Source organism: Actinomadura rugatobispora, from assembly GCF_055379765.1.
This window is the reverse complement of the sequence record NZ_AP029191.1, coordinates 2,155,417-2,171,554: the sequence shown is the minus strand read 5'-3', so window position 1 is coordinate 2,171,554 and position 16,138 is coordinate 2,155,417. Positions and strand designations below refer to the sequence as shown.

9 protein-coding genes are annotated in these 16,138 nt (G+C 73.6%); 3 read left to right on the top strand and 6 right to left on the bottom strand.

The window, feature by feature from the left end:
* The first annotated feature begins 2 nt into the window (after positions 1-2).
* On the top strand, positions 3-3,164 hold the full coding sequence (locus ACZ466_RS09065; protein WP_378285528.1) for a DUF4132 domain-containing protein: 3,162 nt from the start codon (positions 3-5) through the stop codon (positions 3,162-3,164).
* Here the strand turns inward: ACZ466_RS09065 and ACZ466_RS09060 are convergent.
* The 6 genes from ACZ466_RS09060 to ACZ466_RS09035 all read right to left on the bottom strand — a co-directional run bounded on the left by ACZ466_RS09060 (position 3,139) and on the right by ACZ466_RS09035 (position 13,058).
* A complete protein-coding gene (locus tag ACZ466_RS09060) occupies positions 3,139-6,525 on the bottom strand; it encodes a DUF4132 domain-containing protein (RefSeq protein ID WP_464043176.1) in 3,387 nt (1,128 codons plus the stop codon). The two genes, ACZ466_RS09065 and ACZ466_RS09060, sit on opposite strands and share 26 nt — an antisense overlap.
* 54 nt (positions 6,526-6,579) lie before the next feature.
* Positions 6,580-8,109: an ABC transporter substrate-binding protein gene (locus ACZ466_RS09055; protein ID WP_378285526.1), complete on the bottom strand. Its 1,530-nt coding sequence runs from the start codon at positions 8,107-8,109 to the stop codon at positions 6,580-6,582.
* A gap of 263 nt (positions 8,110-8,372) precedes the next feature.
* Positions 8,373-10,691: a xanthine dehydrogenase family protein molybdopterin-binding subunit gene (locus ACZ466_RS09050; RefSeq protein ID WP_378285525.1), complete on the bottom strand. Its 2,319-nt coding sequence runs from the start codon at positions 10,689-10,691 to the stop codon at positions 8,373-8,375.
* Complete coding sequence (locus tag ACZ466_RS09045; RefSeq protein ID WP_378285524.1) at positions 10,688-11,971, bottom strand: cytochrome P450; 1,284 nt, start codon at positions 11,969-11,971, stop codon at positions 10,688-10,690. The genes ACZ466_RS09050 and ACZ466_RS09045 overlap by 4 nt, the downstream gene beginning before the upstream one ends.
* A 40-nt stretch (positions 11,972-12,011) precedes the next feature.
* Positions 12,012-12,848 carry a mycofactocin-coupled SDR family oxidoreductase gene (locus tag ACZ466_RS09040; RefSeq protein ID WP_378285523.1) on the bottom strand — a complete coding sequence of 279 codons (837 nt, stop codon included), beginning with the start codon at positions 12,846-12,848 and terminating at the stop codon, positions 12,012-12,014.
* Between the two features lie 12 nt (positions 12,849-12,860).
* On the bottom strand, positions 12,861-13,058 hold the full coding sequence (locus ACZ466_RS09035) for a ferredoxin (protein WP_378285522.1): 198 nt from the start codon (positions 13,056-13,058) through the stop codon (positions 12,861-12,863).
* A 128-nt stretch (positions 13,059-13,186) separates the two neighbouring features.
* Here ACZ466_RS09035 and ACZ466_RS09030 point away from each other — a divergent pair, with 128 nt between their 5' ends.
* Both ACZ466_RS09030 and ACZ466_RS09025 read left to right on the top strand, forming a co-directional pair.
* The gene (locus ACZ466_RS09030; RefSeq protein ID WP_378285521.1) at positions 13,187-13,861 is read left to right on the top strand and encodes a TetR family transcriptional regulator; all 675 of its coding nucleotides are present in this window, start codon (positions 13,187-13,189) and stop codon (positions 13,859-13,861) included.
* A 115-nt stretch (positions 13,862-13,976) separates the two neighbouring features.
* Positions 13,977-16,130, top strand: a complete 2,154-nt coding sequence (locus ACZ466_RS09025; RefSeq protein WP_378285520.1) for a hypothetical protein — start codon at positions 13,977-13,979, stop codon at positions 16,128-16,130.
* Positions 16,131-16,138: the final 8 nt, after the last annotated feature.

The following is a 16,138-nucleotide window of genomic DNA, read 5'->3' as shown; positions in this document are numbered from 1 at the left end:
CCATGGAAGATCACATCCCCGAGCTCCCCGAGGGCCGACGGCCCTATCCGCGGCGTAACGGCCCGTACGTGTCCGAGGCCGTGCCGGACCCGGCCGCGGCGGCGCGCCTCGACGCGTCCGTTCGCGCGGAGGACGATCCCGCGCGGGCGGCCGTCGCGGCGATGGCCGCGCACGGGAACGGCACGCGCGACTGCCCGGACTGGCTCCCGGACGCGTGGACCGCTGAGCGGGGGGTCGCGTTCGCCGCGTGCGCGGTCGCGGAGCTGAGCGGGTACCAGTACCGCTGGGAGACCGGCGGCACGTTCGTGCCCGTCAAACCGCTGCAGGACGACAGCCTCTATGTCCTCGGCGGTGCCGGTGTGCAGCGGATGCGCGAGCTGCTGGCCGCCGCGGGCGAGGAGGAGTACGCGGCGGCGGAGCGGCGGCTGGAGGGTCACCGGCGCACCCGGGGCCAGCGGTTCGTGGCGGCCTTCCTGGTCCCGACGCGGACCGACTGGGTGGACGAGTGCTGCGCGCACCCGCCCCTCTACAACAACCACGTCATGACCGAACAGTATGAGCTGCTGCTGTGCTCGCTGAGCACGCCGCACCAGGTCGGCCTGCTCCGCCCTCTCCCATGGCCCCGCTACACCGTGCTGACGGAGAGGCTCGCGGACACGCTGGTCGACGGGCTCGGCGCGGAGGCGCTGCCGCTGCTGCTGGACCTGCTGGAGAACCAGATCGCCGAGAGCCGCCGGCAGGTGCTGCGGGCGCTGGCGACGCTGCCGTCGGACGCGGCGTTCCAGTGCCTTGTCGACCGGGTCGGCGACAAAGAGGCCCCGCCCGCGCTGCTCAGGGCCATGGAGGCGTTCCCGCGCCGGGCGCTGCGCCTGCTGCCGCCGGCCGCCGCGGGTTCCACCAAGGCCGCCGGCGTCGCCGCCGACCTGCTGCGCCGCCACCTGCGGGGGCACCGCGACCTGGCCGCCGAGGTGGTGCCGGGCCTGCCGGACGGCGCGCGCAAGGTCGCCGAGCGGACGCTGGCCGAGATCGACGACGCGGCCTCGGAGGCCCCCGCCGCGGCCCTGCCCGCCGTGCTGGCCTCGCCGCCGTGGGCGGTCAAGCGGAAACGGGCCAAGGCCGTCGTGATCCGGGGGCTGGAGCCGCCCGCGCCGGTCGCCGTTTGGGAGCCGGGCGAGCGGGAGGGGTGGGCGCCGATCAGGTCGAACGGGTACTGGTACATCTCCGACCGCGGCCAGGACCCGGAGGAGATGGCCCGGAAGTTCGGCAGCCTGGACCCGTTCCGGCAGGGGAAGACCCTGGCGACGGTGTCGGAGGAGGTCGCCCGGCCGCGGCTGGCGTCGTGGGTGCCGCGCTACCTCTACCCCTGGGACATCTGGGAGAGGGCGCTGCTGGCCCGGTTCGAGCTGGACGCGCTGCACGTGGTCGGGCTGCTCGGCAAGAGCCACCCCGACTTCGCGGCCGAGCTGGCGCTGCCGTTCCTGGACACCGGGCTCGTCGAGCTGGTGGCGCGCTGCCTGATGCGCGTGCGGCGGGCGCGCAGGGCCGCCGTCGCCTGGTTCGCGCGGCACGGCCTGGCCGCCGTCCCGTACCTGGTGCCCGCCGCGCTCGGTAAGCCGGGCGCGGTGCGGCGCGACGCCGAGGGCGCGCTGCGGCACCTGGCGGCGGAGCACGGAGCGGGCCCGGTGGTGGCGGCGGTGCGGCCGTACGGGCAGCAGGCGGCTGACGCGGTCGCCGGCATGCTGGCCACCGACCCGCTGGAGGTGCTGCCCGCCTCGTTCCCCAAGCCGGCGGCGTGGAGCGATCCGCGCACGCTCCCGCGGATCCGGCTGAAGGACGGCCGGGCGCTGTCGGCCGAGGCCACCGGGCACGTGCTGACGATGCTGTCGATCAGCAAGCCCGACCAGGTGTACCCGGGGGTGCCGATCGTCCGGGACGCGTGCGATCCGGGGTCGCTGGCCGCGTTCTCCTGGGAGCTGTTCCGCGGCTGGGACCTGCACGGCGCGCCGACCGCGGCGGGCTGGGGGTTCCAGCAGCTCGCCTGGCTGGGCGACGACTCGACGGTGCGCCGGCTGGCGCCGCTGATCCGGTCCTGGCCGGGCGAGGGCCGCAAGCAGACGGCCGCCACCGCGCTGGGTCTCCTGGCGGGCATCGGCACCGAGACGGCGCTGGCGCACCTGTACGGGATCGGGCAGAAGGCGCGGTCGGACTCGCTGAAGAAGCGGGCGATGGAGTGGGTCGACGAGGTGGCCGCCGATCTGGGGCTGTCGCGCGGGCAGCTCGCCGACCGGCTCGTGCCCGCGCTCGGGCTGGACGCGGACGGCAGCATGACGCTCGACTACGGGCCGCGCCGGTTCACCGTCGGGTTCGACGAGCAGCTCAAGCCGTACGTGCGCGACGAGGACGGCCGGGCCCGCAAGTCCCTGCCGCGTCCCGGCGCGGGCGACGACCCGGGGCTGGCGCCCGCCGCGCACCGGCGCTTCGCCGAGCTGCGCAAGGACGTGGCCAAGGTCGCCGAGGACCAGGTGCGGCGCCTGGAGGAGGCGATGGTGCGCGGCCGCCGCTGGCCGGAGCCCGAGTTCCGGAAGCTGATCGTCGATCATCCGCTGCTGTGGCACATCGCGCGCCGGCTGGTCTGGGTGGACGACGCGGGAACGGCCTTCCGGATCGCGGAGGACCGCACGCTCGCCGACTCCTCCGACGAGCCGTTCACCCTGCCCGCCTCGGCCCGGGTGGGCATCGCGCATCCCGTCGGGCTGGGCGAGAAGGGCGTGGCGGCCTGGTCGGAGGTGTTCGCCGACTACGAGATCCTGCAGCCGTTCCCGCAGCTCGGCCGGCCGGTGCACGAGCCGACCGAGCGGGAGCGGGGCGCCTCCTCGCTGGAGCGCTTCGAGGGGCTCAAGGCGGCGGGCGGGCCGGTCATGGGGCTGCGGCAGCGGACCTGGCACGACGGGCCCGCCGACGACGGCCTCGCCCGGGAGGTGGCCGAGGGCGTCCACGCGGTGGTCAGGCTGTTCCCGGGCTTCGGCTACGGCGGTGCGCGGGACGGCGAGGAGCAGGAGATCCAGCGCGTCCACCTCACCGAGGGGACGTGGGGGGACCTGGATCCCGTCATCGTCTCCGAGGTGATCGCGGACCTGACTACGCTGACGTGGCGGCGTCCTTGAGGACGGTCAGGTCGCGGAGGAGTTCGGACGCGGTGACGTCGTCGAGGTCGCCGAGCCGGACCGGGTCTCCGGACGGCGTCCCGAACCGGTCGCCGGACACGAACGCGTGGGTGAGGGTGTGCTCCTCGAACGCGTGGGCGTCGGCCGCGACGAAGCCGGGGTCCAGGTGGAGCAGCGCGTACCGGTCCTCGGGGAGGGGGCGCAGGAAGGCGTGCTCGATGCCCGCGTCCTGCGGGTCGCCGCGTTCCCAGCCCCGTGTGGTCAGGCCGAGGATCACGCCGGCCGGCACGGTCAGGCCCTCGAACCGTTCGAGCCGGGAGCCGCTTCGCTCCTCGTCGGAGAGGCGGTGGGTGTCGCGGCTGAGCTGCGGGAACGGCTGGGTGATCTCGTAGTCGGCGAAGATCTGGGCCCAGGTCGCGAGGTCGCCGCCGAGGTCGAGGGGGTGCGCGATGCCGATCCGGGCGCCGGCGGGGAGGGCGAAGGCGTCGTCGGCGGCGTCGGCGGGGGTGAGGTCCTCGGCGATGCGGAACGTGCGCGTGGTCTCCTCTGTGGTGGCCAGCCAGACCAGGCGGCGCGCGACGTGCCGGGTCAGCGGGTGGCGGGCGAACAGCTCGGTGAACTCCTCGGGGGTCCAGCGGCGCCGGTCGGCCATGGCGCGTTCGAGCCGGTGGACCAGGTGGGCGGCGATGGCGCGGACGTCCTTCTTGAGCTGGGCGAACCGCCGGTAGGCGGCGGGGGCCAGCTGGGCGTCGTCCTTCGCGCCGGGTTTGGGGAGGGATGTGCGCAGTCTGCCCGCCTGGTCGGTGACCTGCGGCCTGAGCGCCTCGTCGAAGCCGATGGTGAACGTCCGGGGCCCGTAGTCGAGGGTGAGGGCGCCGCCGGCGTCCAGGTCGAGGGCGGGGACGAGGCGGTCGGCGAGCTGGTCGGTGGTGAGGCCGAGCCGCTCGGCGATCTGCCCGATCCGTTCGATCGCCTTGGTCTTCAGGCCCTTGTACCGGACGCGTTGCGCGATCTGGTCGAGGCACATGAGGGCGGTGTCGGTGCCGAGGGCGGCGAGGACGTCCAGGCCGGTGACGGCGCGGGCGTGCCCGCCCTCGCCCGGCCATTCCCGGAGGAGCGGGGTGAGGCGGCGCGCGGTGTCGTCGTCGCCGAGCAGGCCCAGCTGGGTGAACGCCCAGTTGGTGCGGGCCGGCATGCCGTTCGTCCGCCAGGCGCGGAACACCGCCCAGGAGAACGCGGCCAGGGACGCCGGGTCGCAGGTCTCGCGCACGATCCGCAGGCCCGGGTGCGGGGCGTCGAGCGGTGAGAGCGCCAGCGTCGTGAGCAGGTGGGCGACCGAGTCGTCGGGCAGGCGGGTGCGGCGGTCGCGCAGCGCCACCTGGGGGAGCGAGGCGGGGTCCAGCCAGCCGGGCGTGGCGGGGACGGTGGGCGGGAGGACGTCCAGGGGGTCGGTGGCGAGGAACGCCTGGAGCGCGGCGGCGGCCCGTTCGCCGTGCTCGCGGGCGGCGGCCGGCACCGTCTCGTCGCCGTGGACGGCGGCGATGTGCCGGAGCGCGGCCTCGGCGGCCTGGCGGGCGGGACCCGCCTTGCCGAGCGCGGCGGGCACCAGGAGCCGGGCGGCGGCGGTGCCGTGCCATTCGAGCCAGGCGGCCGCGGTCTTCCGGACGGCCTTCAGCCGGACGAACCAGTCCGCCATGAGCGCGGCCACCTCGGCGCTCCGATAGGGCAGGAGGAACTCGCCGAAGGAGCGGGAGTTGTGCCGAGCCCCCCGCAGCACGTGCGGGTAGACCTCCATCTCGAACCGGGCCACCGTCCGCTTGATCGCGTTGGGGACCCGGTGCCCTTCGGTGGTGTCCCACTCGGCGAGCAGGGGCTGCGCCACCTCCAGGGGAGCCTGGGCGAACACCAGGGGAAGGACGATCCCGCTGTCGCGCCAGTCGCCGGGACGCCAGATCCTGTCCCAGCCGGGTGCGACGCCGTAGTGGCCGATCCACTCCTTGATGTCGGCCTCGGCCCAGTTCTGGCGGGCGCCGTCTGTCCAGTGGATCGTGACCTCGTCCGGGGCTTTCAGACCCGAGATGGTGACGGGCTTGGCGAGCTCGGAGCGGCGGGTCCAGGCGGGGGCGACCAGCATCCTGGGCAGCACGTCGGCGGCGGCCTCGGGGAATCGCCGGGTCGTCTCCAGGCTCGAGTGGACGAGGTCCCGGGCCCCCGAGCCGAGCTTGTCGGCGGTGGCGCGGAGAAGGTCCGGCTCGGTGCGCGCCCAGGTGTCGAGGACATCGGAGGCGACCACGCCCATGCGGCCCCCCGTGGAGCACAGCCGGGTGGTCCGGCGCAGCGTCCGCACCGGGTAACGGCGCAGCGCGTCGCGCAGCGGGCCCGTCTCGGGGCTCTGCTCGGCGAGCTCCAGCAGCAGGCGGAACGAGGCGTCGCCGGGGATCGCGGCCAGCACCGCGAAATCGACGTCGTTGAATCGTTCGGAAGCCTTGGAGAGCAGCGGGGCGAGCGCGTCCCCCAGCGCCACGGCCATCGTGGTCAGCACCGGGCGTTCGAGCGCCTCGCCGCTCAGGACCGCCGAGTCGCCCATCGCCGCGAGCTGTTCCGGGGTGCTCAGGGAGCAGAACCGCATGGTCCACACGCCCTTGGCGAGAAGGGGCTCCTCCGGACGTTCCCGGCACCACTGCTCCACCCAGTCCAGCTCGGTGGGGACGAGGTAGGCGGCGGTCGCGCGCCGGACCGGGGTGGTGCGGAGCGAGGCGAGCCGTGCCACCGCGGAGCGGTACTCGTCGTCGGAGGCGGCGGCGAGCAGGGCGCGCATGCGGCGGCCCGCCCGCCGGCCGCGCAGGTACCGCTCCGCCGAGTCGTCCTTCCGCTCGGTCCGCAGGGCGGTGATCTCCCCGGACAGGGGGTGGCGCGTCGCGTGCTCGCGCTGCCGCAGTCCCTGGAAGCCGCGCCACACCACGATGCCCTGCAGCTCGGTGAACGCGCACGCGGCGAAGGCGACGCCGTGCTCCGCGGCCCACGCGTCGATCACCTCCGCGTAGCGCGCGGCGGTCTCCTCCTCGTCCGAGCCCGCCGCGTCGCCGTCGCGGCCGAGGACCGCGACGGCGACGACGGCCGCGCCGACGGGGTCGGCGGCGCCGTCCAGGTAGGCGCGGGCCGCCTCCGCCGCGTCGGCGTCCTCCACCACGGCGAGGACCTTCTCGATCTCGGCGCGTTCGCCGTCGAGCCGGGCCCGCCAGCGGTCGGCGGCCTCGGCGTCAGGCTCGGCGGCCGGGACGGGCCCGAGGTCGCGGCGCGGATGCAGCTGCGCCGGCCACGAGTCCGGGACCGTCATGATCTCCTCGTCCGGGATGTTCATGAACGAAGAGACGGAGCCCGTCGCCCGGCGGTTCCGCCGCCTCCCCCCGCGGCGTCACCGTCGCATCCACAGCTCCTCGGGCAGCAGCGACCCGAAGCCGTACAGCCTGGCGCCGTGGACGTTCCCGGCCGTCTCGACCGCGGGCGCGGCACGGGTGTAGTAGACGACGGGGACGAGGGCGGCCAGCCGCTCCTGCACCACCTTGTAGGCCGCCTTGCGTTCCGCCATCGAGGTCGACAGGCGGCCCTTGTCCAGCGCGGCGTTGAGCTGCGGATCGCTGAGTCCCGAGTAGTTGGCGGAGGACCGGCCGTGGTGGACGGTCCACAACTGCGGTTCGGGGTCCACCATCAGGGCCGAGGAGATGAGCATGTCGTAGTCGCGCGAGGCGAAGAGCGCGGCGGTCTCGGCGGAGGCGATGATCCGGATCTTGACGTCGACGTTCCTGAACGCGCTGAGCTGGGCCTGGACGCTTTCCGCCACGGCCCTGGGGTCCGGGCTGGTCTGGGCGGTGAAGGTGAACGAGACGCGCTTGCCCTCGGCGGCGAGCTGGTCGAACAGCTTCTGCGCGGTCTTCTTGTCCTGCCTCGTCAGCGGGATGTCCTCGTAGAACGGCGAGGTCTCGGTGAACAGCCTGTAGGGGATCTTCCCCTTGCCGTTGTAGACGGAGAGGTCGGTGGCATCGAGGTCCAGCGCGGCGGCGATGGCCTGGCGCGCGCGAAGATCGTTGAACGGCGGCCTGCGCGTGTTCATGGTCAGGGCCTGACCGCCGCTCAGCGGCATGACCTGGGTCGGGAATCCGGCCTTGCGGGCCTTGTCGATGCTCTTCCAGCTGGTGTCCACGACCACGTCGGCGCCGCCGCTGGTCAGGCTGCTCAGCCGCTGCATGGTGTCGGACGTGGAGCGCAGCTCGATGCGGTCGAGGTAGGGCTTGGGGGCGTCCCAGTACCTCGGGTTCTTCACCAGCATGATCTTGTCCTGGCGGTCCCAGGACCTCAGGGTGAACGGGCCCGCGCCGGCGGGAGCGGCGTCGTAGGCCCGCTGCCCCTTCGCCAGCGCCTTCGGCGAGGCGATCCAGTTCATCCCCCCGGCGACCACGGAGTGGGCGTAGTTGGGGATGGGCATCCGCAGCGCGATCTTCAGGGTCCGGGCGTCCACGACCTCGGTCGAGGCGACCATCGCCGCGTCGCGGATGGAGGAGGAGCCGGTGGCCGGGTTCCGGATCCGGTCCCAGTTGAACTTCACGGCGTGCGCGTCCAGCGGTGCGCCGTCGGTGAAGGTCAGGCCGGCGCGCAGCTTCAACTCGAAGGTCGCGCCCTTGTCCTTGGTGGTGAAGCTCTCGGCCATCTGCTGGTCGACGCGGCCGGTCTGGACGTCGTTGGTCATCAGGGTGCCGTACAGGGCGTTGCCCAGGACGGCGTTGAACGCCCACGCGTTGGACATGGCCGCGGGATCGAGGCTCCGCGGCTCGTTGATCATGATGATGCGGGCGGTGCCGCCGGGCACGGGGTCGCCCGCCGGCCCGGTCGAGGTGATGGCGGCGTGGCCGTTGCACGCGGCCGTGACCAGGGCCGCGGCGCAGGCCACGGCGGCCGCCTGGAAACGTCTGGTTGCCGGGAAACGTCTGGTTCGGTACACAGTCGCCTCTCATCAGCGGTCGGGGGCTACAGCTGATCGACAGTTCTTCGGGGTGGGGGCGCCGTCGCGGTGCGGCGAACGGCGGCGTCGACTGTTCTCTCCGGGAGGCGGCTTGGACGTCGGCGTCACAGGCCTTGCCGGTTCTCCGGCGGTGTTCCGAGAGGTGCCCAAGATCGCACCGCCGCACACCACCGGCGGGGTGGCCGTATCGGTCAGTTCGGTGACTCGAGCAGGGAGACGATGGCCGCGGGGCTTGCGGGCAGGCGCGTGATCCGCACGCCGAACGGCGACAGCGCGTCGGCGACGGCGTTGATCACGGCCGGCGGCGCGCCGATCGCGCCGCCCTCCCCGACCCCCTTGTACCCTCCGGGTCCGGGTCCGGGGATCTCGACGTGGCCGTACTCGATCGTGGGGACGTCGGTGGTGGTCGGGAGCAGGTAGTCCATGAAGGTGGTGGCGAGCGGGTTGCCGTCCTCGTCGTGGGCGAGGTGCTCCAGGAGGGCGCCGCCGATGCCCTGGACGGTCCCGCCGGCGATCTGCCCCTCGACGACGTTCGGGTTGATCATCGGCCCGGCGTCCTCGCTCACGATGTAGCGCAGCAGGGTCACCTCGCCGGTGGTCACGTCGACCTCGCAGGTGCACACGTGCGTCGCGTTGGCCCAGAGCAGGGGGCTCCGCGCCTTGTACCGGGCGCTCGCCTCCAGGCCGGCCGAGATGCCCGGCGGCAGCGCCTCCGGCCGGAAGTAGGCGAGTTCCGCCAGTTCGGCGTAGCCGACCGCGGCGGACGGTGTTCCGCGCACGCGGGCGCGGCCGTGCGCGAGTTCGATGTCGCCCTCCGCGGCCTCCAGGCGGTGGGCGGCCAGCGCCACGAGCTTCTCCCGCAGGACGCGGGCGGTCTCGGCGACGGCCCCGGCGGTCATGGATCCGCTCCGGCTCCCCCCGGTCCCCGCGCCGAACGGGGTGACCGCGGTGTCGCCCTGGATGGTGGCGACGTCCTCGATGTCGACGCCCAGCGCGTCGGCCGTCAGCTGGACCACGGTGGTCTCGATGCTGTTGCCCGTCGAACCGCCCGCCACGTAGACGTTCACCTTGCCCGACGGCTCGATGCGGATCGTCGCGCCCTCCGTTCCGTAGTAGCCCATCCCGGTCGTGGTCGGCTCCACGTAGGCGGAGACGCCGACCCCGAGGTACCGGCCCGCCTCGCGCGCCCGGCGCTGCTCGTGCCGGAAGGCCTCGTGGTCGAGCATCGCGAGGGCCTGCTCGAAGGTCTCCAGCGGCGACATGTGGTCGTAGGGCATGCCGCTGGGGTTGGTGAAGGGCATCTCGTCGCCGCGCAGCAGGTTGCGCCTGCGCAGCTCGATCGCGTCGATGCCCAGCCGGCGGGCGGCGATGTCGAGCAGCACCTCGCGCGCCACGGACTCGAACTGCCAGGGGCCCCGGTAGGCCGTGCGGCCGCTGGTGTTGGAGAACACCGACGTGGTCGACCAGGCGCCGCGCGGCACCCGGTAGGGGCCGGGGAAGAACATGCCGACGGCGCCGGCCGTCTTGACCGGCCCCGGTGTCGGGTAGGCGCCCACGTCCTGGACGTGGTCGAGCCGCACGGCCAGGATCGCGCCCTCGTCGTCGAACGCCATCCTGACCGTGCCGTGCTCGTGGCGCGCCTGGCCCGCCGCCATCAGGTTCTCGCGCCGGTCCTCGATCCACTTGAGGGCGCCGCCGACCCTGCGCGCGGCCAGCATCACGCACATCTCCTCCCGCTGGGGGACGACCTTCTGGCCGAAGCCGCCGCCGGTGTCGCGCATGATGACCCGGACGGAGTGCTCGGGCAGCCCCAGGAGCCGCGAGCAGAACGCGCGGACCTCGTGCGGGGCCTGGGTGGCGGCCCAGATCGTCATCTCGCGGCTGCCCGCCGTCCACTCCACCACCAGCCCCCGCGTCTCGAGCGGCACCGCCGCGTAGCCCTGCTGGTAGACGGTCTCCTCGACGACGTGCGGCGCCGAGGCGAAGGCGTCCTCGACCGTTTCCGGCGGCGGCCCGGACGCCTGGCCCGCGATGTTGCCGGGGTAGCCCTCGTGGATCTGGACGCCGGCGGTCTGCGCCTCCCGGTAGTCGGCGATCGCGGGCAGCGGCTCGTAGTCCACCTCCACCAGCTCCGTCGCGTCCTCGGCCAGGTAGCGGTCCTCGGCGACCACCAGGGCCACCGGGTCCCCGACGAAGCGCACCTCGTCCGAGGCCAGCGGCGGCCAGGCCAGGCCCGCGTCCCGGCCGAGCGAGGTGTACCACTGCTCCTTCACGTCCGGATTGAGGTCCCCGGCCAGGAACACCGCGTGCACCCCGGGCAGCTCCAGCGCCTGCGAGACGTCGACGTGCGTGACGCGCGCCCGCGCGATGGGGCTTCGCACGAAGCAGGCGTGGAGCATCCCCGGCCGCGCGATGTCGTCCACAAAGGTGCCGTGCCCGGTCACCAGGCGGCCGTCCTCGACTCGCTGGACCCGGGCGCCCGCGTAGCGGGCCGCGGCGGTCTCGGTCATCCCCAGGCCACGGGCAGCGTGTGGACCCCGAAGACGACCATGTCGGTGCGCAGCGGGATCTCCGCGGCGGGGACGTCGAGCCGCAGGTCCGGCAGGCGCGTGAACAGCTCGGCGAGCCCGATGCGCAGCTCGACGCGGGCGAGCTGCTGGCCCAGGCACTGGTGGACGCCGTGGCCGAAACCCAGGTGCGGCGCCCGGGGCCGGGCGAGGTCGAGCCGCTCGGGCGCGGACCAGCGCGCGGCGTCGCGATTGGCGGTGGGCACCGAGATCAAGACGGTGTCGCCGGCGGGGATGGTGACACCGGCGACGGTCAGGTCCTCGGTGGCGATCCGGCGCGGTCCGGTGTGGATGATCGACAGGTAGCGCATCAGTTCCTCGACCCCGTTGTCGATCAGGGCGGGGTCGGCGCGCAGCGCGGCGAGCTGGTCCGAATGCTCCAGCAGCGCGAAGGTGCTGAGCGCGAGCATGTTGGCGGTGGTCTCGTGCCCGGCGCCCAGCAGCGTGAGGCCGATGTCGACCAGTTCGGCGTTCGACAGGGGCGGGTCGGCGGCGAGGTCGCCGCGGATGAGGCCGGAGAGCAGGTCGTCGCCGGGGTCCTCGCGCTTCGCGGCCACCAGCGTGCGCATGAACTCCAGCAGCTCCAGTCCCGCCTGGGCCTGCACCTCCGCGCTGTTGCCGGTGTTGAGCGTGATCGCGCTGCGTTCCTGGAACTCCGCCCGGTCCTCGTAGGCGACGCCGAGCAGCTCGCAGATCACCAGCGAGGGCAGCGGCAGCGCGAAGTCCGCGACCAGGTCGGCCCGGGTGCCGCCGGCGCGCATGGCCTCGACGAGCTCGACGGTGATCTCGTGGACCCGGGTCTCCAGCGCCTTCATGCGGCGCACGGTGAACTGGCTGATCAGAAGACGGCGCAGCCGGGTGTGCTCGGGCGGGTCCATGAAGATGAACATGCCGTCCCGGCGCTCGCCCTCGTGCACCGGGCAGCCGGACGGTCCCGCGGCCACCTGCTCCGGAGTCAGGTTGAACGAGCTGGTGCGCCGGATGACGTCGGAGCTGAACCGGACGTCGGACAGGACCGCGCGGGCCTCGTCGTATCCGCTGATCACCCACAGGTCCGCGCCGTTGGCCAGCCGGATCTTCGAGACGGGCCCGTCCTCGCGCAGCCGCTCCCGCGCCTCCGGCGGGTCGAACGGGCAGCCCGGCCGGCGCTCCACCTGCTCGGGCGGGAACGGGCGCTGCCCGACGATGGAGGCGGGACGGCCGTGCTGTTTCGCGGTGCTCATCGAACGTTCCCTTCGTGGGAGGGCCGGGACGCGCGGACGCTCACCTGAGCAGGCTTCCCGCGTCGACCGGCAGGGTCGCCCCGGTGACGTAGCGGCCGTCCTCGGAGACCAGGTACAGCACCGCTCTGCTGATGTCCTCCGGCTCCACCCACGGCACCGGGAGGACGTGCTTCTCCTGCGAGATCGGCGCGAAGTCCTCGGCGGTGGGGTTCTCCAGGTCCGGCCGGAAGGCCCGATACGTCCAGTCGTTCATCAGCATCGGCGTGTTGACCTGGGTGGGGTGGACGGTGTTGACCCGGATGCTGTGCTGCCCGAGCTCCAGGGCCAGCGTCCGCATCAGTCCCACGACGCCGTGCTTCGCCGCGATGTAGTGGCCGATGTGCTGGGACCCGCGCAGACCGCCGACCGAACTGGTCAGCACGATCGCTCCGCCGCGGCCGCCCTCGATGATGTGCGGGATCGCGGCCTTGGCGCTGTGCCACACCCCGGTGAGGTTGATGTCGATGGTGTCCTGCCAGACCTCCTCCTTCATCGACTGCATGAGGTCGCCGGTGGCGCCGATGCCGGCGTTGGCCACGACGATGTCCAGGCGCCCGAGTTGCGCGACGCCTTCGTCCACGGCGGCCTTCAGCGCCTCGTGATCCCGCACGTCGGCCTGCGCGGCGACGATCCGGCGGCCCTCCTTCTCGACCAGCGCGACGGTCTCGGCCAGATCGTCCGGTGTGGGCATGGGGAACAGGACGCCCTCGACCTGCCGGCAGATGTCGACCGCGATGATGTCCGCGCCCTCCCGTGCCAGGTGCACCGCGTGGCTGCGGCCTTGGCCGCGCGCCGCCCCGGTGATGAAGGCGACCTTGTCTTGGACTCGTCCAGGCATCACTACCTCGTCTCAGTCGTCGCTGACCGCGATCGCCGCGGCGGGACACAGGGCTTCGGCCTCCCGGACGGCCTGCCATCGCGACCGCGGCGGCCTGCGGTCCAGGACCTCGACGAGACCGTCGGCCTCGCGCTGGTCGAACACCCCGGGGGCGGCCAGCGCGCACTGGCCGGCGCCGACGCATCTCTCCCGGTCGGCCTCGATGTCCACGGCGGTGCTCCTCGGCCCTAGATTTAAGAAGGTCTTCTTACTTGTACCATGGAGATCTCGTCAGAGGAATGTCTGAGAAGATGCGAAGTCAGCCGGGACCGCCGCGCGGACGACAGGAAGACGATCACATGGACGCCACGACTCCGCAGCGCCCGCGCGCCGCGCGCAGGCCGGCCGCCACGCGGCGGGAGCAGGCCGACGCCACGCGCGTGCTGCTGCTGCGCACGGCCGAACGGCTCTACGCCGAGCACGGCCTCGCGGAGGTCTCCAACCGCCAGATCGTCGAAGCGGCGGGCCAGGGCAACAACTCGGCCCTGGCCTACTACTTCGGCTCGCGCGCCGACCTCATCCGCGCCATCGCGCGTTTCCACGGCGAACCCATCGCGCGCCGCATCCAGGAGCTGGCCCGGGAGGCGCGCGACTCCGACGATCCCCGCGACCACATCGCCAGCCTGGCGCTGCCCTACACCGAGCACCTCGCCGAACTCGGCCACCCGACCTGGTACGCGCGCTTCACCGCCCAGGTCTGCGCCGACCCGACCCTGGGCCCCGAAGAGCTCGCCGCGCCCCTGCAGGCTCCGCTGTTCCGGAAGGCGATCGTCGCGGTCCGGTCGCAGGCGCCCGGGCTTTCACCGAAGGTGGCGGCGCTGCGCAGCCAGAGCATGCGGCTCGTGGTCATCCACACCTGCGCCGAGCAGGAGCGCGCGGCGGCCTACACGGGCCGGCCCGCGGACTGGACGATGGTGGGCGAAGCCCTCGTCGACATGATCACCGGCATGCTCCTCGCCTCGCCGCAGAGTTGATCGCCGAGTACAACGCCGTTCCCGGCCGGGCCCGGCCATTTCCGTCGCGCGTCTGTGTCCGGGAAGGCGGATGGCCGATCCTTGGAGCGGGGGCACGGGCGGAGACGGGGAGCCGATGCGCGGCGGAGTGCGGGTCGACGGCGACGTCGGCGGCCAGATGGTCGTCGGCGACCGCAACGTGGTGATCAACGCGACCGGCTCCTCGGTGTCGGTCGGCACCGGAGCGGCGCCGCGGATGCGCGCACGGAAAAGGCCCGCCCGTTCGGAGAAACCCGATCCCGCCGGCCCGCTCGTCGGCCGCGAGGAAGAACTGGCCGACGTGGCTCGGTGGCTGCGACAGAAGCGGCCGGTGGTGGTGCACGGCTCGCGGGGGGCGGGCAAATCGGCGCTGCTGTGCCGGGTCGCGGCGGACTGGGACGGCGACGTGGTCTTCCTGGCCGCGGCCGGACAGCCGGTCGAGGACGTCCTGCAGCGGCTCTTCGAGACCTGCTACGACGTGGAGGACTACCGGCCCACCCCCGCCCGCCTCGGAGAGCTGATGGCCCCGATCCGGGCGCTCTTCGTCATCGACGACTTCCCGGGCCGTGCCGACGACCTCACGAACCTGATCCAGGCCGTCCCGGCCGGCAGCCTGCTGGTCGGGACGACCGCCCCCCTCGGGGACGGCGCGGCGCAGCGACTGGAGCTGGGCGGGCTCGCGGAAGAAGAGGCACTGGGGCTGGTCACGGCGAAACTCGGCCGCGACCTGGACGACGAGGAGTTCGACGGCGTCCGCTGCGTGTACGAGGCCTGCCACGGGCAACCCGGAACCATGCTGCAGGCCGCGGCGGCGATCGAGGAGGGACGGGGCGCCTCCCTCGGCACCGACCTCGCCTTCCTCAGAGAGGCCCTGGTCGCGGGGCTGAACGCGCAGGCCCGCGCCGCCTTGGACGTGCTGCGCGCCCTGCCCGGCCTGCCGGTTCCGTCCGGCCTGCTCACCGCGCTGGCAGGCGACGATGCCGATGTCGCCGAACTGGAGCGGGTCGGCCTGGCCGTGGCCGGGGCAGGCGGCCACGTCCTCGCGGCCGGCGCGGAAGGCGAGGCCGATCCGGCCGATTACGCCGAGGCCCTCGATGCCTGGGCGCGCACGGCCACGCCACGCGAGGTGGCTTCCGCGGGACCCATCGTGCTGGCGGTCCTGACCGCCGCCGCCGACCGCGGCGATCACGAGCGGGCCTGCCGGCTCGCCCGGACCACCGCGCCCGCGTTCGGCCGCGCGCTCCGATGGGGCGTCTGGCGCCAGGTGCTCAAGCTCGGCCACCAGTCCGCCCGGCGCTCGGACTCGGCGGAGGACGCGGCGTACTTCGAGCAAGAGGACCGCGTGCGGCGGCGCGCGCTCGGCATGCTGGCGGGCCTGGCGGCGGCCGGCGGCGCTGCGGGCGGAACCGCGCTCGCCGTGCACGCGACCGCCGCGACGGGCGCCAAGGCGTCCGGCGCGGCCGTGCTGGCGCATCCCGCCGTCATCGTGGTGGTGGTCACGGTGGTGGCGACCGCGGGGGTCGCCGGCGTGGTCGCCGTGCGCGGCGGGGGACGTCCGGTGTCGGCGCCCGCCCCGGCGGCCGTGCCGTCCGGCGTCCCGACCCGCGTCGTCTCCACCCGGCCTCCCCCGTCCCCGTCCACGTCCGAGTCACGGTCCCGGACCCCGGAGCCGCAGGGGCAGATGAAGGTCGTCGCGGAGCCGTCGACCGTCGAACCGGGGGACATGCTCACGATCACCGCGACGGGGTTCAAGCCGCGCCAGCCGATCCACTTCATGGGGCTCGACGAACTGGACGGCGGCTCCGGCGGGATCCGGCACGCGACGACCGACGGCCAGGGGCGGGCCGAGAAGGTGATCAAGGTGCACGCCCCGTCCGACGGCCGCTACCGCGTCTACGTGTACGACGTGCTGTCCCACCTGACGCCCGACGACTGGGTGGAGGTGAAGGGCCCCGGACGCGGCACGGGCAGGGAAGGCGTCGAATCGACGCCCCCGCTCACCCCGCCCGACATCTCGTTCAACCCCCCGGCTCCCGAAGCGGACCAGACCTTCACTGTGATCGCCATCGGCTTCCGCCCGCGCGAGTCGGTGCGCGTCACCGGCCTGGGGGCCGACGGAGTCTACGTCGCCACAGACGACGGCCGGGTCGAGGCTCCGGGCCACGTCCCGTCCGGACCGGGGCAGTACGACGTCACCGCGGTCGGCCTCCAGTCCGACCGCAAGGCCCACGAGCGTTTGACCATCGACTGAGGAAAGGC